Here is a 22,155-nt window from a genome sequence, read left to right as displayed (position 1 = left end):
ACTAATATAAATTTGGGGGCGTGTATGTATACCATCAGCGATGTAGCCAAAATATTAGGGATAACTGCACATACACTGCGATATTATGAAAAGGAAGAGATTATTGCTCCGATACGTAATGCAAATGGAGAAAGAATATATGATGAAACTAACCTCGCTTGGCTGCGTTTTGTAATGAGGTTGAAACAAACCCATATGCCAATTGTACAAATTAGAGAATATGCGCATTTATATTTACAAGGCGATCATACGAATCAAGCCCGCTTGAACCTTCTCGAAGAGCATAGAAACTCTGTTCAGAATCAAATTAACAACTTAACAGCCACTGAGAAGATACTTGGAGACAAAATTGCAGCCTACAAAAATTCCGTTGCTAAAGGGACAGGCATTGGATAAGCATGCGACGACAACAGATGGATAGTTAAAGGCTTTTCTCGGGTAGGCTAAAAACATAACAATGACAAAGATTGTCACTATTAGCGATTAAAATGGATTTGAGGGAGATGAAAACATGTATTGTACTGTTGAAGATTTGATCATTGAATGGAAGCGGGAAGCCGTATTAACTGAAAAGATATTAGAAAGCTTGACCGATGAAGCGCTTTTGCAGCAGGTTTATCCCGAAGGACGCACATTGGGAAGGATCGCATGGCATTTCGTCACGAACATCCCGGATTATTTAACGGAATTCGGAGTTCCGATAGCCAAAGTGCCAAATTCGAGCGTAGTGCCATCCGCTAAGGAAATTACGGAGGTTTTTAAAACGGTAAGCTCTCAGGCAACAAATGCTCTTCAAGAGCGGTGGACGGATGATACGTTAAAACAAACCCAAAATGCGTTCGGAAGAACGGAGTCCAACGCGACGATCTTTATGGGATTGATCAAGCACATCGTTCACCATCGCGGTCAGGTTACGGTACTGATGCGCCAAGCTGGGTTATCCATACCTGCCGTATACGGCCCTTCCAAGGAGGGGGGGCGCAGATAGGAATGACGCCACCGCTTTAACTTTTGCTCTATAGATGATACGGTGAACATTATTATATATAGGGTCAAGTATTTTTGGATATAATGGGAGGAAAGGAGCGATGGAAATGTCCTACATTGTTGATTTTAAAAATGTGTCTACGGTTGGTTTAGAGTCTTCACCTGTAGTAGAAGCGCTAGCCGGTTTACGTGCTAATGAAGCCCGTTACTTTATGAACAAATACAAGCATGAATTTACGGTTGTACAAGCTAGCGAAAGCAAGGAAGCTCTAGATTATGTGAATCGGATTTTAAAAGAAGAACGTGATATTGAGTTTGCGGCCAAGCCTTTAGAAACGTCACAGTTTCAAGTGGAAAATATAAAATTCACTTATGTCTTTTATGAGGATGGTCTTGCGATTAACGTCATGTATACGGTTGATGACCCTAAGAAGCGGGCCGTTGGTTTTAAGCTTTCTGAAGGCATGGAGATACCAAAGGAGTTAGAAGAGAAGTTTAAGTTTGCTAGGCAGAAGTCTAAACTGGCAGGAACCATTCGAGGTTCATTTTTTGTAATTAAAAAAGAATATTAAGACAAGCATATATGCAAAGAAAAAAATCAGGGCGATCCTTCTGCGGGATGGCCCTATTTACTATTGGGATAGACAAAATTTCCAATATTCAGGTAAAAAGTCGGTAGACTCGGGAAAAACGATTGCTATAAAATAGATAATAGATGAAAGATTAAGCCGGGTTGAGGCAGCAAAAGCCATTTTACCTAGGAGGGATTGTGTTGCAGCAGCTCTTTAACGATCTGATTAAGCAGGATGTAAAGCCGTTTCTAGCCAAGCATGGTTTCGCAAAGAAAAGTTTGAATTTCAGCAAAAAAACGGAAGGCCTCATCTATATTATCAATTTCCAAAAGTCCTCTGGCAATTCGGCGGACAATGTCATGTTTTATGTGAACTGCAGCATATATGCGGAAGAGCTGGCGCAGATTCAATCAAAAGAAATTTTGACGGCGCCTCAGGAAGTGGAATGTCACTTCAGAGCAAGAATCGGAGAAATAGCCCCAGGCGCTCCGGATCGATTTGCAATCACTCCCGATACAAATCGGGAAGAACTGGGAAAAACGCTGTTAAACAGATTGGATGATGTTATTCATTTCTATGATGAGATGACTAGTGCCAGATCCATTGTGGATTACTATGTTTCCGGTCCATATTTGCATCTGGGCGAAGAGAGCTTTCATTTGCTGCTGCAATCCAACGATATAACAAAAGCTAAACACTATTTAAACGCTTTGCAGGAAAAGCACGGAGCAGAAAACCGATGGGCTATCTTTGAAAATAAGTACATAGCTATTTTCGACAAATATGGAGTGGACTTTAAAGTAACTTGAGGAGGGCAACTTGTGGGAAGATCATTCGCAAATTTGCATATTAAGTCGGGAAATTTGGAGAAGACCATGGAAGCATTAAGAGAGCTAAGCGAAGGGCACTCCGAAGTATTAGGCGTGTCGAATCACGAGGCTCAGCCGATTCCAATCGTTATGTACTTAAGCAAAAGCAATGAGAATTGGATTAGTGTTCTCCATGATTATTTTGTATGGGGAACAGTGAAAAAGGTTGGCAAAAGGTTATCTGAGATTATTCAGGAGCCGGTAATGACCGCGGGATATATTAATGAGGAAATATTCGAGTTGTCGGTTTTTGAGAGTGGCGAAATTAAAGCCGAAAAAATCTTTTGTGAAGAGTGGACGAGGGATGAATATGGGCTCCTAGAAGAGCGTCTTCAGGATGATTACTTACGAGACGAGTTGCAAATTGACGAAGAAAATTTCAGCAGGCTCATAAGCATGACGACTCCATTTCAAGCTGTAGATCAGCTGGAGGAACTCCTAAAGCTACCTTTATGGAGTGATTCAGAGTGGGTTCCACATGAAGAAAGTTTAAGGGATCAATTTGAGAAGGTTGAATTTCATTCTAAAAACACAGGCACCGTATAGAAAAGGCTCGTTGCTTTAGCTTCTGAAATGATTCTTCCTTCTGCTCGGAGGCGCTGCAGCGCTTCTTTGGGGAGCTGTCGGAGCATTTTCCCAATATGAATGTAGAAGATGAGATATTTGAAGCGATGGAGGAGGCCGGGACAGATAATCGGTTGACTGACTACTCGCTCGGCTCCGCCGTCATCTATGCGGCTTTTGCTTATTCGGTTGCGGAGGAAGCCTATACGATAATGCGGGAATTAGCTTTAAAACACCAGGTAGGCTTTTTTAATGTCAGCAGCAATGACGGAGAAATCATTTTCCCTTGAAGACCCCAAGTTTATCAGGCTAAAGTTTACTTCGTCTTAGAGTCTGAGGGTTAAGCCAGCCGATCTCCGTTCACATTGACGTTGTCCAGTATCGTATTTCCCCAAGCGGGGAGCAAGTCGGTTTCTCCCGTGAAGCGGCTTCCAGCGAGCGAGCCGTTATGAAAAGCAGCTCCTTCAAAGCTGCAATCCTCAAACCGGCAATACATAAACATTGCACTCCGAAAGTTGGCTTCAGAAAAACAGCATCGGATGAATATTGCGTCGTTTGCTATGGCCCTGCTTAAATTGCTTCCTGTAAAGTCGCAATCCTCAAATCGCTTGCCAATTCGGGCACTATTTAGCTTTGCGCCTCGAAACGAACAGCGACTGAATTCACGGTTCACATATCGGCTATCCAGCTTAACCCCGTTAAAATAGCAATTGGTAAATGTGGAAGTGTTCAGGCTTGAAGCATCCACAAATTGTGCATAAGAAAGATCGACTCCTTGTACAGTCATATACTGGATCGATTCTGTCAGAACGATGCCCCGAAAATCCTCTAGACCGTCAGCAGTCTGGCCGAATGGGGAGGTTGGGAAGGATCGATCTTTTTTATGCAAGTTTTGTTTGCCCGTAACAGCGGCTAAAGCCTGATTCGCATCAGCGATTTGCTCGTCGTCCCATCTTGCAGCGAGCTGCTTCTTCCTCTCTATATTCCTTCACCCGATCCTTATTCGTTGATGCTTTCTTAGCAAAGGTTTGCAAAATGCTATTCCAGTCTTTCCCGTTCACAATAGCTCCTTGAAGCTTGTCCAGCGTTTCGGGTTCGAATCTTCGCATCATATCCGTTAAGCTAATATATTCTTCTGGAGCGCCAAGAGGCCTTTGCGGCGGCGTTTCGTAATGAACTGCTTTAGTATCCGGGTCTACGGTTCTTGTTTTGGAGATGTCTCCAATCTGACTAATCGTATCCATAGATTGTGCCGCTTCATTCTCTTTCATGTAGTTGTCTGCAAGGTACTGAGCTTGAGTAAGCCCCAATTCTAATAACGCTGCCCGTTCTTCTTCACCGGATAAGTCGTTAATGAAGTTGGACTGAATGATGCCGTACACAGCCTCCTTCACCTCAGAGGGTTGATCTGCGAGAAGACGGTTTAGCGAATCGTTAATTTGGACGGTTCCAAAATAGGCAGCCGAATGGCTTTACTCTTCTATTTATAATATCGAATTCTCCTTCCATATTTTTAATATTAATGGACAAAAAAGTAATCGGAGGAAAAACAATAGGACAGGCGAGGGAATATTCCCCTCGCCTGTTAGAGATCCTATGATCTAGTCCCCCGTGTTCCTCCAAAGCAGGTCCAGCAAAGATATTATCTGGCCAGCGCTGCCTGATTTACTCTGGTGTTCCTTGGGTTACCCCATGAATATAGGTGAGCCATGGGGTATCCAGCGCTCCTTGTCCTGGATTATAGGTGAAGAAGTATTCTACGGTATCCCCAGATTGCAGGTTGTTTACAGGGTAGGTATAGTTGCCGTTCCCTGCCGAAGTCATCGCTACGTTTTGCTGTGCACCGTTATTTATTTTGTAGTGCAAATCGGCAAAGGTTGCGCCATTTACGTAAAACGTCAAGTTATTGCCTGCTTTTTTCAGGCCCCGCACGGCATCGCCAATGACGATAACCGTTGATGGCGCGGGTACAACCGTGATGGTAGAGCTGGCTGTTTTGTTGCCGTCGGCGGTTGTAGCCGTAACCGTTGCCGTGCCTGGGGCGAGCCCCGTCACGACACCGTTCTGATTTACGGAAGCGATGCTGGTGTTTGAGACGCTCCAAGTGACTTGTTTATTCGTAGCATTAGAAGGGGCAACAATGGCGTTTAACTGCACATTCTGTCCTACTTGCAGCTGTGCAGCGCTTTGATTTAAGGTCACGCCGGTAACAGGAACGTTCGTAGGATTCTGGCCGCCGTTTTCTTTATACACCCGTACATAATCCACCAGCATGGTTGCCGGGATATCAGCAGGGCTCGGAGCTAGACCTCCATCAAAGTGCCCGCCGATCGCCAGATTCATAATGATGTAGAAAGGCTGATCAAAAGGAGCGTTTGGGTTGTTGGGTGCGGCTACGGAATACCATTGGTTTCGGGAAACTTTAAAGAAGAACTCGCCATCCACGTACCATTTGATGTTATCCTCTTCCCAAATTATCGTATACACATGATAATCATTGGCAAAGGTTTGCCCTTCCGAGAAATGGTATTCCCCGGCAATATATCGATTCACTGGCCATTGTCCGCCAAAGTGTACGGCGCCGCTAGTTGTGCCTGGCAAGCGTCCTTTGGCTTCCATAATATCAATTTCACCGGATGCTGCCCATGCGCCATAAGCCGAATCTTCTGGAAGCATCCAGAGCGCTGGCCAGACGCCATTGCCTGTTGGCAGCTTAGCGCGAATATCCACTCTGCCGTACTGGAAGGATAAATGGTCTTTGGTATTTATTTTGCCTGAGGAGTATTGAGCATACCGGCTTGGATCCTGCGGGAACGATTTCGGATCGTTCAACGCCCGAATATTCAGCTTTCCATCTTGGACAAATACATTTTGCGTACTATTTGTATAGTGCTCCAGCTCCGCATTGCCCCAGCCCCAGCTGTTGGGATCGTTACCGATATAATAGCCGGTTTCATAGTTCCATTTGTTCGTATCGAGCGCTGTACCGTTAAATTCATCCTGCCAGATCAGATTCATGCCGGCAATGGCTGGATCGCTTGGGGTACCGATTGCCACATCGTCATGATCGGATACATCCGGACGGGGAGCATCCGGGTTCCCGATAAAGGTATAGTTCACGAAATTGCTTCCTACACTTCCGCCTGCCTGCCCGTTCAATGGGTAGCCGATCCGAATTTGCATATTCACTTGGACGGGCTGGAACCAAAGGCCATAGATATAGTCGGCCCAATATCCCCACTGATTGGCATCGGACATGGTATTGTAGCCATTGCCCGAGTATGAAAATCCGCTCTGGCTGGAATTCGCCATGTCTACCCATTGCCCATTGATGTTAATTTGGTAGATAAACTTTCCAAGCTCGGTGCCTATGGGTGCGCCTCCATCAATTTTAGGCAGAGGTATGCCAATGACGCCTTTCGCGTCCGCTGTAAAGGTTGTTCCGTCGTAAGGAGTAAGAACGAATGAGTTTCTTACGGGTTGATTAAAGGTTATGGTATAAATGACGTTAGCCGACGAGGTCTTCGATTCAAGCTTAACGTTGATCGACTCCGTCACGGTAAACCAGAAGCCGCCGCCTCCTTCGGTGAATTGGCCGAAGTTGCTATCATAGATCCAGCCGCTAGCTGCATTATTGTTAATATCAATCCAAGTGCTGCTGTTTACGGGTTTTACAGACACCTTCAAATCATCCGCTACGGCTTCATAAATAATAGCCGGATTATTGTTAAAGGTTGGATAGGTAAAGCCTACGCCGCCTGTGAAGCCTGCGGTAAGCTGCGGCCCTTGCGTGGGTGCCATAGCAGTGATCGTTGTTTTGTTTATATTTTGAAATACAAGCGTGTAGTTGAGCGTGGCGCTATTAGCCTTGGAGAATAGCTGAATTTCCGTTGTTGCGGAGAGAGTGAACCAATAGCCGTAAGTGCCGCTATCGCTCCAGTGCCCCCAGTTTTGGTTATAGACAAAGCCGCTGGCACTGTCAATATTGACCCAGTTGCCGCCCACCTTCACATTTACGCCTACGTCATCGGAAACATCGTTCCAGGTAGCGGAACCTCCGTTGAATACAGGCATGACAAAACCGTAACTCGCTTGCCCGACCCCAGATTTTGAGATGACCGGCCCGTCTGCTGCCGAGAAGTAAGCCATGGAGGTAACGGTGGTGCCTGCTGCCTCGACGGTTTGAATTTTTGAAAATGGCAATAGACCAACGCTCGCCATCATCGCTACCGCCAAGAACAAGCTCAGGACCTTTTGCTTAAACCGTTGCTCCGGATTGTGAACACTTTTCATTATTGTCCTCCTTCAATAAAATGGTTTCCCCCAAGCCTATACGTCAAAGAGTGGTCCAAAACGGATAGGTCTCTTGTGAAGCCCGAAGCGGGTTGGCTCGGACCAGCGGGCCCTTCTAATTGTGGGTGTTTGGTTCGGTGTGAGTTTGAAGGAAACCGCTTACATTGGAGTGTACCTTTATTCTATCGAATAGAATAAACAGCTGAAAAGGTCCATTTGTTTTTGTTCTGACCCAATTTTTTGGCTTTTGAATATAATGGCTTGTTCAAGCCGGCTAATTTCCGAATTTACAGCGCGGTATTCTGGAATTTCCCTTCTCTTTCAAGCTTTCGCCGCATGAGCTGGCGGTACTCCGTGGGCTGCATATCCATGACATCCCGAAATGCCCGTGTAAAGCTCTTGTAGCTTTCATATCCCACCATGGTGGCTACCTCGATAATTTTATGATCGGTTTCGGCCAGCAGCCGGCGAGCTTTATCCAGACGTACATCACGCAGATATTCTGCGAAGCCTTTGCCGATATTCTTTTTGAACAGGTTTGAAAAATAGGCATAATTCAGCGATACATGGTTGGATACCATCGCAAGGTCCAGCGGCTTATGGTAACATTCGTGTATAAAACGGATGGCTTCGTTCAAGTCCTGCGTTTTGCGATAGCTGCATTTATAGTCATAGTAAAACTGGTTTAGCCTCAGCAGCTGTTGCTGGAGCGCCTGAATATAATCACGAATGCCCGGATAATCGAATAGATTACGCAAGCATTCAATATCAAGCGCCTCTTCGCCCATGTAGGGGCGGATGACCCGCTCATATTCCTCCAGCATTTGCACCGTCGCGCCGCATAGCTGCTGCGTGTACCTTATGTGATAGCGCTGCAGGATGTTTTTGTGGAATAGCGCAGATATCCCTTGGGCGATTTTGCCGCTGTTTTTGGTGCCGATCAATTGAAATAATGCATAGAGCTCCTCATAAGGAATTTCCCATTGCTGTTCCAGACGCTCAATTTGCACGGGCAGGATACAGCGCTTATCCGGAAAAAGGTAGCTATGGCGATATAGCTCCAATGCTTGTGTGTAGCTGCTTGGCAGCCCCTTTAGGCCATGCTGTGGGCCGGTCATAGCTGCTGTGGCATCGATCTGGCTTGCCTTGAGTGCGGCAGGCAGCACATTCGTATCTATGGCCGCATCAACTGCAAGAATTAGGTATGGCCGGTGCTGTAGGCATAGATATCCCTGACTGCCATATACACGGTAAGCAATAGATTTAATGCTATGGGCGCTGTCTGCCCCAGGCTGGTTTATCCATAGTTCTTCCCGAAGCAGGACCAGCCGATAATTGTGCCATAGTTTTGGGTTTTGCTGCTGAATCTGGTGAATCCATGCCTCATCGTTTACCGCGCCTTGCATAAACATGCAAAGCTCCTTGCGGTCGGTCTCCTCGGCGCGGCGGGACATATGTTCCATATTGCGGGAGAGCGCCTGACGCGCCTTGATCTCCTGTCCAACATGCTCAACCGCGGTTTGCAGGTCCTCCCGTTTTACCGGCTTGAGCAGGTAGCCTTTTGCACCCAATCCAATGGCTTTTTGGGCATAGGCAAAGTCACTATAACCGCTGATTATCAGATAATCCACTTTAATCTGCTCTTCTTTGGTTTGGGCCATAAGCGCCAGCCCGTCCATATCCGGCATCATAATATCGGTAATGACCAGTTGAATGTTATGCTGACGTAATAGGTGCAATGCCTCAATGCCGTTTGCCGCACAGTAAATGGTATCAAGCTGCAGTGGAAATTGGCGCAGCATGGCCTGCAGGCCATCGCGTATGTGCTTTTGATCATCGACAATCAGAATATTGATCATGCCCTACCATCCTCCCAGATTCACATTTTCCCAAGGCAAGCGTAAGGTTACACAGGTATAGGCGCCCTGCACGCTGTCGATCGAAAGACCGCAGCCCTTGCCATAATGAAGCTGTAGCCGCTTATGCACGTTTTCGAGGCCCAGCCCGTTTTTGCTGGTTACGATTGGCGTATCTGAATCGCCGCTCAGCACAGACTGCAAGCTAGCCAGCATCTCCGGGTCAACGCCTGCACCGTCATCTCGTATTTCAATGAGCAATAGGCTGTCATTCTCTACTCGTACAGTCATTTGAATGTGTACGCTGCCGCCTAAAGGCGCAGCATGATGAACCGCATTTTCAACGATGGGCTGCATGCACATTTTTGGAATGGCATAGCGAAGTACCTCCTGCGGGAGATCCGCCGTCAATACAATGCTGCCGCCTTCCATGAAGTTGATGAATTTAATATAGCTTTCAATGTTGGCAAGCTCCTCGCTGAGGGCAACGGTATCGCTGCGCCATTGCATGCTGTAGCGCAGCTGCGAGCCTAACGATACGAGCGCATCGGCGATCGCGGGCTGGCGCTGAACCTCTGCCAGCATGCGGATGGATTCCAGCGCATTATACAAAAAGTGAGAATTAATCTGCGAATGGAGCGAATGCAGCTGGGCGTTTTTGGCAATGAGCTGCTTATCCACGACCTGCGTCATCAGCCGTTTGATTTCATCCAGCATTTTGTTGTAGCTGACAGCTACCTCATCTATTTCGTCGCCAGCTTCGTGTTCATCTAGGCCAATGTCGATTTTTGCATCCAATTGGCCTTTCCGCACCTGACGCATGGAAGATAGCACGCTATCCAATCGGCGGAAAATGCGCCGGGTCGTATGCGATACGATAAGCATAATTAGCAGCAGCACACAAAAAGCAATGACGACTACAGAAGCATACCAACTGCGCGGACCCTTCATCAGTTCCTGATGGGAGGCAATATCCACCACATAAGCGTTAAGCGGGGCGATGTAACGGTATAGAGCATAGTAAGTTTGGTCGCCAACATGCACCTTAATAGGGCTATTCTGCTGCAGCATATCCAGCTGCTGGTAAATGCTGCCCAGAATATCGTTCAGTCCTTCCCCGGCGTTCTGAGAGAAGACATGCTGCGGGTTGTATACATGATTTGCAGGGTTTGTTCTGTCCATGATGACCGAAAAGAAATCCCCTCCGCTCTCCTCCAGCAGGTCGTTGAAAAACACGCTGTGCTCGGCACGAATTTCCATAACGGTAGGAAACTTGTTCTGCTGGCCTTGAAGGCGTACCAGCCGATAATAGGCAAGCGTATGCTCACCATCCTTAAAAGCAAACAAGCGGTATGCCGCACCGCCTTCGTCCCGAAGAGTCTCCCAGTAATCCTGCGGCCAAAACTTGTCGTAATGGTAAATTTCGGGCCAAATTTCAAACAGGTTCGGGTTATCGACATAAAAGCTGAGCTCACTAATTATCTCATGGCTTTCAATGATATTATGCATCTGCTCAAATTGATTTTGTTTAAATTTCACGAGACGGAGGCCATCCCCGCGCATATTAGAGTGGATAAAATCGACAAATGCTTTTTGGGTAAGCGCAGTTGAGGAAGCGTTTTCAAACATCTCCATTCTGCTGCGCAGCTGTTCGTTCAGCCGCGCGACATGGCTGCTGCCGGTGGCCATAGCATCCTTGTATAGCTGGGTCTCCTGCGTACGGATAAATAGAAAGGATACCAAAATGGCAGGGATCGCAATGACTAGGCTAAAGGCCAGAAACAGCTTTTGGGATATGCGGGCTTTACGGTAAAGCTTTCTCATTTTCGTCAGCAAATACTTCATGCCAATGCCCTCCCTACCTCCGTAATATACCATATATTACAAACCGGCTGGTAGGTAACTAGGCGTTAATGGCAAAGTTGCATGCAAAGCCGGAAATACCGGCCACCATTACGGCAGCCGGCAGCAAATACAGTATAGGTATAATTACTCCGCCATTTTAGCTTTTCGTACATCCAATTCGGCTTGGCGATATTCCATTACCTTGTCAAAACCGTAATTTACGCGGCGGGCAAGAAAATTATCGAAGATTTTATCGAAGGCGGCCTCATCCTTAGCCGTAATTAGCTCAGGCAGCACTTCCTCCCAATTTTGGGAAATTCGTGCCCAGGATACCGCTACTTCTGAGTCGCCAAGTGGATCTAGGCCTTTGTAAATGCCGCTATCAATATCGGCTTGGCCATTGGCGAAATCCTCCATTTGTTTAATGACAGGAGCTTTCTCCGGTCTCCATTGGTTGATAATAACAGGATTTCGCATCATCCAGTAGGTATCCATAATGCCATATTCTTTTTCCAGCTTCTCGATATCGGTTTCAAGCAATTTTGCCATATCAGCCTTCAGCTGAGGCTTGCCGCTCACCGTTTCCCACGTCTCGCCTTCCTTGCCAAGGAATAAATCCCTTTGCCCTTCTTCGCTGGCCAGATAGGTCAGAAAGCGGATCGCTCGTTCAGGGTTTTTCGTCGATTTGCTGATCATAGTGACCATCCAGCCATCCATGTTGCCAGGGAACAGCTTAGCGGAATCACCATTGCTGTTCTGTGGCCCATCGACTGCAATATAGTATGAATCCGGGTTCCCGCTCGCGGCCAGCATTGGATTGACAGCCGTCATTCCCGTCCACTCGCGAATCATCATGAAATAGCGGGCATTGTTCGTTTTTTCCTCTACTTGCGTATCGGAGTCTACCAGGAAATCTACATTAATCAGCCCGCGCTCGTAAGCCGTGCGGAAGGTTTTCAGCCAAGCGAGGTAATCCGGATTGGTAATTCTGTCGTAAACTTTACCATCCTTTTCATGAGGAACGGCGAGCAGATTTTGCAGGTATTCACTCATTCCATAAGGAACATTTCCCTGTGCAAAGAAGGGGCTAATCGGTTGGCCTTTATACTCGGGATACTTATCCTTCAGCAGTTGTAGCGCATTCAGAAAGCCCTCCGGCGTGCTTAAATCCGGCTTGCCCATCTCCTCGTACAGATCTTTTCTTACCAAAAAGGTTTGGTTGGCGGCCGTCATGCCGGTTTCATGCATCAGATTAGGGCTGTAGGAATCATTCGGAACGCCATACGTATTGCCATTTTCTTGACGATACCACTTCAATGTGCCGTCGCCCGCCACCTTGAAAAAGTAGGGATCATACTGCTCTGCCAATTCGTTTAAGGCATACACATGATCGCCTTCCCATAGCTTTTTGACAGCGTTTTCCCAAGAGCCCATAGAAATTAAGTCGGGCAGTTTACCGGAGGTCATCATTAGAGTAATATGCTCGTTGGCTTCGCCGGAAGGCACTTCCAGTTTGACGTTGACGCCAGTTTTTTCAGTTACATATTTGGAAGTCAGGCTTTCTCCCCAGCTGTGGCCATACCAGGATGCGCCTACGAACCAAGATAGCTCGACCGGGCTAGTATCCAGCTGCCAAGCAGGCTGTTCGGGATTCGGCGTTGTTTCGGTTTGCGGCTGCTGCGTACTTTCCGCAGGCGGCGAGGACGGCTTATTTTCGTTATTCTCCGTTTTGGTACACGCGGCTAGGCCTAGCGTCAGGATCATGGCTAGAACGATTACCATGCTTAGCTTAATGAGGTTGTGCTTCATGACATGAACACCCTTTCTTTACTGTTTTTTTATAGGTCCCATACGCCTCGCTAACGATCGCTTAGAGAAACGCACAGCACTTACCCTTTAATTGCGCCAATCATTACGCCTTTGACCAGATAGCGCTGAATAAAGGGATAGAACACGAGAATAGGCAGCGTGGCTACCATCATCGATGCAAATTTGATGGAGTTGCCGGGAAGTCTTGCGCCGAATTGGGCCATGGCTTGCTGCTGCATGAAGGACATCGAGTTTTCTGCAATGATCTTGTACAGCATGGTTTGCATGGGCAGCTGGTCCTGTGAGCGAATGTAGATTACTCCCTGGTAATAATCATTCCAGTGATAGACCGCGGAAAATAGCGATATGGTAGCCAGTACGGCCATGCTGTTGGGCAATACAATTCTAAACAGAACGCCATAATCCGAGGCCCCGTCCACTTTCGCGGATTCCTCTAAGCTGTCGGGAATGGTGCGGAAGAAGCTCATGAAAATGACCATATTGAAAAAATTGTACATGGCCGGAATAATGAATACCCAGAAGTTATCGTAAAGGCCAAGCTTTGTCATCAGGATAAAGGAAGGGATCAAGCCGCCTGAGAACAGCATCGTAATCAAGGCGATTTTGAGGTAAATCTTGCGGCCGATTAAATTGGACTTGCTCATTCCGTAAGCTACAATAGCAGTAAATAACACATGTGCCACCGTTCCGATCACCGTGCGCAGCGTAGTAATGTAGAAGCCGTGCATCAGGCTCTTATCATTAAATACCACACTGTAGCTAGCTAGTGAAAACTCCTTTGGAAACCAGTTTACGGTGCCTAGCATGGCCTGCTGCGGAGCATTAAGCGAATTTATAAATACAAACCACATGGGGTACAGCGTCAGAAAGCAAACTGCCAGCATCAGCAGCGCATTGAATACCTCAAATACGCCAATTCGCCGAAATTTTCTGCTTCTTTCCATAGATCGGTCCTCCCTTTCTTAAAAGATGCTGTCGCCAGTTAATTTCTTGGATGTGTAATTGGCCAAAAATAAGAGTCCCAGCGCCACGATGGAGCGAACGAACAAGACGGCCGTTGAGAAGGAATGGCGCCCCGAGACCAAGCCCATGTTATAGATATACAAATCGAGGCTTTCCGCCATCTTCATGTTCATATTGTTTTTCAGCATAAAGATTTGTTCAAAGTTGCTGCCGAGTATTCCGCTGACGGCGAGGATGAACAAAATGGCGATGGTGGGACGTATGCTCTGAATGGTAATATGCCACATCCGCTGCCAGCGGTTAGCGCCATCAAGTTCGGCTGCCTCGTATAGACCCGGATCAATGCCAGCGATTGCAGCGATGTAGATAATGGCACTCCAGCCCGTTTCCTTCAGCGTATCGGAGAAATAGGTAATCCACCAAAAGTATTTAGCGTCGCTATTAAACAGAATTTCGCGATCCTGCAGTCCGAGCGCCATCATCAATTGGTTGATTACACCGCCCTCGCCCAGCCAATTGAGCATAATGCCGCCAAAAATGGTCCATGCAATAAAGTGAGGCAGGTACGAGATGGTCTGTACCGTTCGCTTAAAACGAATCGTCCGTATTTCATTCAGCATCAGGGCGAAAAAAATGGGAATGGGAAAGCCTAAAAGCAGCTTGATGCTGCTCATCCCTAGAGTATTGCGAATCGAGCGCCAAAAACGGTCATCCGTAATGAAATCCTGAAAGTGTTTCAGTCCCACAAAGGGTGATTGCAGCATGGGCTTGGCAATACTGAAGTCCATAAATGCAATAATCAGCCAAAACATCGGAATATAACAAAAGATAAACATCCATATAATTCCTGGTATTACCATGCTTTGCAATTGCCACTGTCTAAAAAACGTCTTTATTTGTCCTGTCCTGTATTGAAACATGTTCTGCGCCCCCTTCCTTTTCATCGTATGAAAATAGGCCTAGGAAAAAAAGGCCATGATTTTTGACCCTATCCCATTTTTTTGGATTTGTTTGACTGGCCGTCAAAATTAAGTATGCTGTGAATAAATGAAGGGAGTGTGCAAGGGATGAGCAAGCTTTTATGGGAGCAGGATTTTTTAAATGGTCATACCGATTTGAGCGCATGGAATATTCGACTTGGCAACGATTTGCTTGATAACGATGGCAACCCAATAGACCCGGGCTGGGGCAACGGGGAACACCAGTTTTATACCGGACATGCTAACAATCTATATATCGATGAATTTGGGTTAAACCTATGCGCGCGACGTGAATCCATTGAAAAAGACGGTCGGCCATTTGCGTACACCTCGGCACGTATAGATACGAGAGACCATTTCTCCTTTTGCTACGGAAAGCTTGTCGTTCGCGCAAAGCTGCCGGTAGGACAAGGGCTATGGCCAGCCATTTGGCTGCTCCCACAGCATCAGGCCTACGGTCCTTGGCCTGCCTCTGGCGAGATTGACATTATGGAGGCGAAAGGCCGTTTGCCGAGGCAAGTATCCGGGACGCTGCACTACGGGAAGGATTGGGACCATAAGGTTATCGATGAGTTTTCCTACCAGCTTGAACACGGAACCATTAACAAGTTTCGTGATTATTCACTGGAATGGAACGATAGCTCTATAAGGTGGCTAGTAGACGGGCATTGCTTTGCCGAGCGACCTATTGAGCCGGGCGTTATGCCGTTTGATGAGCCTTTTTATTTGGTGCTTAACCTTGCCGTGGGCGGCTGGTATGACAATGTGGCGGTGGATAAAACAGCGCTGCCAGCGGTCATGACGGTTTCAGGCATATGGCTGTACGAAGGTTGAAAATTAGCTGCTTGGAGTCATCTTGGGGGGAAGTAAGAAGGAAGTAGAATAAGCAGAAATAAAACTGCAAAGTCAGGCGAAATAGGGCATACCTGTTATGGGGATGCTCTATTTTCGCTTTTTTGTTTTTGAATCATGACAATTGACGGATATAGGCATAACAGGCAAACAGTAATTTTCTAGTATTAATTCTGACAAAACATAGTATAATAGTATGATATATTCAGATAGGCTAACGGAAGGCAGGTATTAAGTCTCATCCGACTTTTGTCGGCAGACTATCCATACCATTTAAGGAGGTGACGGGAGAGATGAACCTTGAAAACATTGAAGCTTTTGTGTATGTGGTGCATTTCAATAGCTTTCGTAAGGCAGCGGATGCGCTGTTTTTGACGCAACCGTCTATATCATCACGAATCCGGACGCTGGAGAAGGAGCTCGGCGTCGAGCTGCTTGTCAGGGAGGGCAAACGTTTCTCATTGACTCAGAAAGGAGAAATATTTTTGCCCCATGCGCAGCAGACTCTCAAGTCCTTCAAAAGAGCGGAGCAGCTCATGTCCGGCAAAACAACGGAGGTAAAAACGCTGCGGCTTGGCTGCACGGAGACAATTTCCCATTATGTAGTGCCACATGTTATGCCTAAGCTAAAGGAGCGTTTTCCTAATTTTCAGATTCGCATTATTACGGACAACAGCGATTCTATTATAGAGAAGGTGTTAAACAAGGAGATTGATCTTGGTTTTGTGCGGAGTGTTTCTCATCCCGCATTGGAATCTGTAAAGTTTATTGAGGATCCTATTAAACTATGCGTCTATCAGGGACACTCCTTTTTGGAGGAGCCGCCGTTATCAATCGAAGCACTGGAAACGGAGCCACTCGTCTTCTATGAATGCGGTTCGCTTAATTGGACCAAAATTCATCGTTTATTCGAAACGTTAAGCCAGCCGCCAATTATCGACTATCATATCGACAATATGGAAACGGCAAAAAAGCTTGTGCTTGAGCGTCAAGGTATTAGCTTTTTGCCAATGCTGTGCATTAGACGGGAGGTAAAGGACGGCCTGCTCATACCCGTTACGATTCCTTCATTGTCCGAATTGTCGCTGGTAACCAATCTTATTATGCTGAAAGAAGGCGATTCTTCCATATTTGAGGCGGTTTTAGAGATTAATAAAGAACTGAAATTGATAGAACGGTTCTATTGATTGGATTTAAATGCTTATTGGACGTACTCTACCAAGGGTGATAATGTTAGGAGCATATTGTATCCTTTTCCATGGAAGTCGCTGCCGTATCGATTAATAGGCTGCGGAGATAAGCGAATAAGCATGGAGTGGCGTCGGGTGACAAATTTTTTTTTTATAAATCCGACTAAATACATAGGAATATATGAATATTAAATAGGAGGATGATGATTATGTATCAACTAACAAAATTGCGACCAGCTCTCAAGAGCGGAGGCTTTAAGCTGGTGACGCTCGTCGGTGTTATCGCGCTGCTTCTTTCCCTAACTACTCCGGCGTCCTACACGTCGGCGCAAGCGTCGAAGACGACGCTTGATCTTTCAAAGGGAAGCATTAAGATCGGCAATGGATCCGTCACAGGCAAAACGACTGCAGGAGTGGCGGCGGGATATAACGCAAGCGGCTATATCATTACAAGCAGCTCCAGCTCTGAAACCGCTAATACGGTTACAATCAGCGGTGGTACAAATGAGATTGAGCTTAAAAACATTAAAATTAGCACCAGTTATAGTGGAGTGTCTCCTGTTTCGATTGAAACTGTAGGGACAACGGTAAATTTGACGCTTAGCGGTACAAACGTACTCACCTCAGGCAATCCGAAAAAGGCTGCGCTTGGCGTAGCCGAAGGGACTAATCTTACAATTGGTACGGTGGACGGAAGCAACAGCCATTCTTTGACTGCTAATGGGTACGGCGGTTACGCGGCGGCAATCGGAGGCAATGAAGCTGCTGCATCCGGCGCAATTTCTATTGATGAAGGTACGATTATTGCTAAGTTTGTCCGCAGCGGCAACTATGGGGCAGCAATTGGAGGCGGCCAAGGTGGAGCGGGAGGAACGATCGTCATCAATGGTGGCGCCGTTACGGCAGAATCGTATGGCGGCTATGCTGCTGCTATAGGAGGCGGGTATTCCACGACCGGCTATAACGGCAAAACAACTGAAGTAACGATTAATGGAGGAACTGTCTCGACAAAAATTCCAAATGCGGCAGTGTACGACTCCATCGGCTATGGCAAAGTCGGCTCCGGATATACGTCAGCGGTGCAGGCATCAACTTCCGTTGTCATTGATGGAGGCAGCATTATAAGTCGTAATGACAGCAGCAATATTACGGCGCTTCTGTACAAACGGCAGCCGGTCAATGACGCAGGTCAGCAGCTGTATGCAGCGGGTGTTAAGCTAGAGGACGCCCCGGCAAACGGCACAGCGGTTGATTTACAGTACGAGGGCAATAGTGTTCAGACGAATACAGTAAACGGCGGGTATGTCTATTTGTTCTTATCGGCAGGCTCCCATGACGTAGCCATTACGCGCGGAGATACAGGGGAGACATACTACGGAACTGTAAATGCGGGAGAAGGTACGACCAGCAGCTCGTTTGTTGCCGGTATTGCTTCACGCACGATTAAGAATGCGCCTGTTCTATCCATTGAGAACGGTGATTTCGAGGATAAAGAATTAAACGAAGGTAAAACAAGCGTGCTCACGGTTTCCAATTACAATGAAGTTGTTAATTTCGGCGGCTATGCGCTGCAAGCGGGCACTGATTTTGTTGTCCAGTGGTATAAAGGCTCAACGCCAATCGCTGGAGATTTAGAAGACGAAGCCAAATTGACGGTTACTCCTCTACAGGGTGATTCATACAAAGCTAAATTTGTAGCAGTGTCTGGTGGCAAGGTAATTGGTTCCTCATCATTCTCTGCTGGCAAGACATCCCTTGGTCCTAAGGAAGGCGGCATATCGGTTCCAAGCGTGCCTGCCAAGCTAAGCGTTACTTCCGAGGCGGAGTTCACAAAGCAGCCGGACCCAACAGCGGGTGCAATTACGTATACGTTGAAGCTGACCTCAGATGACGGACAGAGCACGCCAATTGAGGGTGCTACAGTACGGTTCTATCAGGACGGCTCAAAAAACTTTTATTCGAGAGTAACGGGCACAGGAGACAAAGCAGGCATTATTAGCTTTACCTTTAGCGCTCTTCTACCAGGCGAGCACTCAATCCGTATTGCTTACGATGGAGGAAAAGCAAACGGAATTTCTTACCAAGGTGCCAGCTACTACAAAAACTTTACCGTAGTGAAGCCGGTGAAGCCGTCTGGTTTTACGACAATTGCAGCGAAGACGGGAACGAATAACGGAAAGATTTTTGGCGTAAATGAATCACAAGAATATATTAAATGGATTCCGACAATCGGGAACGATCAGCAAATCTATTCGGTAACAGGTAATGTCATTGAGAATCTAGAGCCTAGCCTGTACAGCATTCGTTACAAAGCTTCTTACAATGGCGACGTGTATACATTGGCGTCAGACTATCGTTACCTTGTATGGGTTCAAACGGCACAATGGACAGTAACGCCAATCGAGTCCGACTCCGTTGTGTGGGAGACAGGCGCTGTAGATGTTATAGCTGGAGGCAGTGCGCAATTATATGTGCATGCAAAAGATGGCTATACAATTCAAGATGGCGATATTCAAGTGAAATATGCTAACTATACCTATAACAGCGAAACGGGACTATTAAGCCTCAATACGATTACGAGCAACATCCGCATCTCTATTAACGCTAGCCTGGTCGAATAAAGCAAGACACAATCCAATCAACAAGAGAGGAGTTTGCGCAATGAAAAAGGGAAGTTGGCTGCGGCTGGGGCTTGTGGCTGCCATTGTTACGAATTTGTTCACGGCGGTGATCCCGAATGCGTCTGCAGATGAGTTGAAGACGACGCTTGATATTTCCAAGGGCGGTATTACAATCGGCAATGGCACCGTTACGGGGAAAACGCCAAGCGGTGCAAATGCTGTCTACAATGCAAACGGCTATATTATTACGGGTTCCTCAACTGCCAACGTAGTGGCTATTAGAGGCGGCGTAGAGCAGCATGTGACGCTGGAGAATGCCTCTATTACCAAAACAACCTCTGCTTATGTATCTATTCCGACGATTTCAATCGAAGGCAGCGGTACAAAGGTGTATTTGACGCTAAATGGTACGAATGTCGTATCGTCATATAACGGTGCAACCCAAAAGGCACCTATTAGCGTGCCAGAGGGAACGGAGCTGATTATTGATTCAATTGACGGCAAGGATAGCCATTCGTTAACAGCCAGCAGCTATAGCGGCGCGGCTGCGATTGGCGGCAACATCTCGGAGACTGCAGGCAGCATTACGATTAATAGCGGTACGATAACAGCAAACTTTAGAGCGGCTAGCGCAGCCGCCGCAATTGGTGGAGGAAAGGGAGGCGCCGGCGGAAATATTGTCATTAATGGAGGCGTAATAACGGCGGAGTCTTACAATGGTACAGCGGCGGCTATAGGTGGAGGTGATGTATCCTCTTCCTACCCTGCAAAGACGACACGTGTCACCATTAATGGCGGTACGATAACAGCCAAGGTACCTTCTAATACATCCAGCTATGCTTATGATGTAATTGGAACCGGCTACGCTTCTACCGCCAACAGGGCAGATAATGTGCAGAAGACGACCGTAATAATCAACGGCGGCAACCTGTTTACTAACAACATTAATCTTCTTAATGGCCGGCAGGCATTGAACAAGGACGGTCAAACGGTGTATGCAACGGCGATCAAGGTGGACACCTCCACCCCTCCTGCCAATGGTACGGCTGTAGCAGTCCAATACGGAGACCAAACATTGAATACGTCCATATTGAGCAGCGGAACGGTATACCTGTTCCTGCCTACCGGTACGTTACCAATCGATATTACGTTAAAAACGACAGGGAAAACCTACTATGGACATGTAATAACAACGGCGTCGACGACAAATTATCCGAATAGTAATGCAACGGTATCTCGTGAACTAAATACGTCCCCGACGATTTCAGTTCAAGCAGATGTGGGAGGAGACGCTCATTTTTATTACGGCACTCCGGTTGTCCTTTCTGTTAACAACTTGGGTTCGGTAGTGAACAAAGGCGGTTATCCGCTTGTGTATGGTACGGATTACACGGTTGAATGGTTTAAGGGAGCGGGCGCCAATCCGACGGCTCTTGTGAACAATTCTAGCAATCCGTCTCAGCTCACAATTACGGCAGCGTCTGGCGATCTATACAGAGCCAAATTTGTTGCTCTTACCTCCGAAGCCTCGAAACTCGAAGCGGGTAATACGGGCAGTTTATCCGCTTCGCTGACCGCAGATTGGCTGAAGAGAACGGTAAGCTTCACGAATGCGAAGGAGAAGTACAGCTTCGGGGAGGAAGCAACGATAGCTGTAGAATTAAGCGCAGGCAACGACAATGTTGTATTCAGGAGCTCAGACGAGAGCATTATTTCTATTGATCCAGTGACTGGTGCATTGAAGGCGCATAAGCTGGGCACAGCAACATTGACTGCTGCTGTAGCGCAAAATGCGACAGCAAAGCAATCATCAGCCATTACAAGCCATATTGTAGAGGTTGTTCCGCTTCATCCACTTGCCCCTGTTCAGGTTAGTGCAGTGCCGGGCAATGGAGAGGCAGTGATCAGCTTCGAGAAGCCAGATGCTCCAGACGGAAGCGTCAACACAGCCTATACGGTAACGGCATGGAATGGCGGAGAAGCGGTCAAGACCGCGACAGGAACGTCCAGCCCAATTACGGTAATAGGATTAGAGAATGGAACGGCCTATTCCTTTACAGTAGTTGCAACCAATGCGACTGGTGATTCAACGGCATCCAATCCGTCTGAAGAGGTAACGCCGGCCACTGTGCCAAGCAAGGTATTTGGCGTGGCGGTGACGATTGGAGACGGTCAAGTGGAGGTTGGTTTTAATGAGCCAGCATCTAATGGAAGACCAATCAGCGGCTATACCGTTACGGCGTGGACTGGCGGCGCAGCAGCTAAGACGGCGACGGGAACGTCTAGCCCAATCACGGTAACGGGACTAGAGAATGGAACGGCGTACACCTTCACGGTGGTTGCGACTAATGCAATTGGGAATTCGCTAGCGTCTGATCCTACGGAAGAAGTAACGCCAGCTCGTGTGCCAAGCAAGGTATCTGGCGTGGCGGCGACGATTGGAGACAGTCAAGCGGAGGTTGGTTTTAATGAGCCAGCATCCAACGGAAGACCAATCAGCGGCTATACGGTAACGGTATGGAATGGCGGCGAAGCGGTTAAGACGGCGACGGGAACGTCTAGCCCAATTACGGTAACGGGACTAGAGAATGGAACAGCCTACACCTTTACGGTGGTTGCGACCAATGCCATTGGAGATTCGCTGGCATCCGATCCGACGGAAGAGGCAACGCCGGCCCATGTGCCAAGCAAGCCGACAGGTGCAGCGGCGACGGCTGGAAATGGTCAAGTAGA

The 22,155-nt window shown here is 47.2% G+C and carries 18 protein-coding genes; 10 read left to right on the top strand and 8 right to left on the bottom strand.

Features of this window, described 5'->3' with window-relative positions; translation table 11 throughout:
- Positions 1-24 precede the first annotated feature (24 nt).
- From E0496_RS06660 to E0496_RS06635, 6 genes are all read left to right on the top strand, one after another.
- Positions 25-396 carry a MerR family transcriptional regulator gene (locus E0496_RS06660; protein WP_141500851.1) on the top strand — a complete coding sequence of 124 codons (372 nt, stop codon included), beginning with the start codon at positions 25-27 and terminating at the stop codon, positions 394-396.
- Between the two features lie 115 nt (positions 397-511).
- A complete protein-coding gene (locus tag E0496_RS06655) occupies positions 512-988 on the top strand; it encodes a DinB family protein (RefSeq protein WP_141500850.1) in 477 nt (158 codons plus the stop codon).
- Between the two features lie 106 nt (positions 989-1,094).
- The gene (locus E0496_RS06650) at positions 1,095-1,559 is read left to right on the top strand and encodes a phage tail protein (protein ID WP_141500934.1); all 465 of its coding nucleotides are present in this window, start codon (positions 1,095-1,097) and stop codon (positions 1,557-1,559) included.
- A gap of 197 nt (positions 1,560-1,756) precedes the next feature.
- Positions 1,757-2,368 carry a DUF4304 domain-containing protein gene (locus E0496_RS06645; RefSeq protein ID WP_141500849.1) on the top strand — a complete coding sequence of 204 codons (612 nt, stop codon included), beginning with the start codon at positions 1,757-1,759 and terminating at the stop codon, positions 2,366-2,368.
- Between the two features lie 12 nt (positions 2,369-2,380).
- Positions 2,381-2,974 carry a hypothetical protein gene (locus E0496_RS06640; RefSeq protein ID WP_141500848.1) on the top strand — a complete coding sequence of 198 codons (594 nt, stop codon included), beginning with the start codon at positions 2,381-2,383 and terminating at the stop codon, positions 2,972-2,974.
- A gap of 95 nt (positions 2,975-3,069) precedes the next feature.
- Positions 3,070-3,282: a hypothetical protein gene (locus E0496_RS06635; protein ID WP_175598021.1), complete on the top strand. Its 213-nt coding sequence runs from the start codon at positions 3,070-3,072 to the stop codon at positions 3,280-3,282.
- Between the two features lie 50 nt (positions 3,283-3,332).
- Here E0496_RS06635 and E0496_RS06630 read toward each other — a convergent pair whose 3' ends face one another.
- The 8 genes from E0496_RS06630 to E0496_RS06595 all read right to left on the bottom strand — a co-directional run bounded on the left by E0496_RS06630 (position 3,333) and on the right by E0496_RS06595 (position 14,699).
- Complete coding sequence (locus tag E0496_RS06630) at positions 3,333-3,881, bottom strand: pentapeptide repeat-containing protein (protein ID WP_241674619.1); 549 nt, start codon at positions 3,879-3,881, stop codon at positions 3,333-3,335.
- A 40-nt stretch (positions 3,882-3,921) separates the two neighbouring features.
- Positions 3,922-4,374, bottom strand: coding sequence for a hypothetical protein (locus E0496_RS06625; RefSeq protein ID WP_241674618.1), 453 nt, complete (start codon positions 4,372-4,374; stop codon positions 3,922-3,924).
- 283 nt (positions 4,375-4,657) lie between these two features.
- Positions 4,658-7,285: a family 16 glycosylhydrolase gene (locus tag E0496_RS06620; protein ID WP_141500846.1), complete on the bottom strand. Its 2,628-nt coding sequence runs from the start codon at positions 7,283-7,285 to the stop codon at positions 4,658-4,660.
- Positions 7,286-7,572: 287 nt separating this feature from the next.
- A complete protein-coding gene (locus E0496_RS06615) occupies positions 7,573-9,144 on the bottom strand; it encodes a response regulator transcription factor (protein WP_141500845.1) in 1,572 nt (523 codons plus the stop codon).
- Between the two features lie 3 nt (positions 9,145-9,147).
- Positions 9,148-10,986 carry a sensor histidine kinase gene (locus E0496_RS06610; protein ID WP_161601330.1) on the bottom strand — a complete coding sequence of 613 codons (1,839 nt, stop codon included), beginning with the start codon at positions 10,984-10,986 and terminating at the stop codon, positions 9,148-9,150.
- Between the two features lie 144 nt (positions 10,987-11,130).
- Complete coding sequence (locus tag E0496_RS06605; protein ID WP_141500843.1) at positions 11,131-12,795, bottom strand: extracellular solute-binding protein; 1,665 nt, start codon at positions 12,793-12,795, stop codon at positions 11,131-11,133.
- 80 nt (positions 12,796-12,875) lie between these two features.
- Entirely contained in the window at positions 12,876-13,760 is an 885-nt protein-coding gene (locus tag E0496_RS06600) for a carbohydrate ABC transporter permease (protein WP_141500842.1), read from the bottom strand.
- Between the two features lie 18 nt (positions 13,761-13,778).
- Positions 13,779-14,699 (bottom strand): ABC transporter permease, encoded by a 921-nt coding sequence (locus E0496_RS06595; protein ID WP_141500841.1) that lies wholly within the window; start codon positions 14,697-14,699, stop codon positions 13,779-13,781.
- 147 nt (positions 14,700-14,846) lie between these two features.
- On the opposite strand from E0496_RS06595, the gene E0496_RS06590 reads away from it, so the two are divergent.
- The 4 genes from E0496_RS06590 to E0496_RS06575 all read left to right on the top strand — a co-directional run.
- Complete coding sequence (locus E0496_RS06590) at positions 14,847-15,593, top strand: glycoside hydrolase family 16 protein (RefSeq protein WP_141500840.1); 747 nt, start codon at positions 14,847-14,849, stop codon at positions 15,591-15,593.
- 311 nt (positions 15,594-15,904) lie between these two features.
- Positions 15,905-16,798: a LysR family transcriptional regulator gene (locus tag E0496_RS06585; RefSeq protein ID WP_141500839.1), complete on the top strand. Its 894-nt coding sequence runs from the start codon at positions 15,905-15,907 to the stop codon at positions 16,796-16,798.
- A 212-nt stretch (positions 16,799-17,010) separates the two neighbouring features.
- Positions 17,011-19,422: an autotransporter outer membrane beta-barrel domain-containing protein gene (locus tag E0496_RS06580; protein WP_141500838.1), complete on the top strand. Its 2,412-nt coding sequence runs from the start codon at positions 17,011-17,013 to the stop codon at positions 19,420-19,422.
- 40 nt (positions 19,423-19,462) lie between these two features.
- On the top strand, positions 19,463-22,155 hold a 2,693-nt coding region (locus E0496_RS06575), incomplete at its 3' end, for a fibronectin type III domain-containing protein (RefSeq protein WP_141500837.1).

This window comes from Paenibacillus luteus, assembly GCF_006542765.1.
Taxonomy (GTDB): Bacteria; Bacillota; Bacilli; order Paenibacillales; family Paenibacillaceae; genus Pristimantibacillus; species Pristimantibacillus luteus.
The sequence above is the reverse complement of the archived record's forward strand: the minus strand, read 5'-3'. Positions and strand labels throughout refer to the sequence as shown.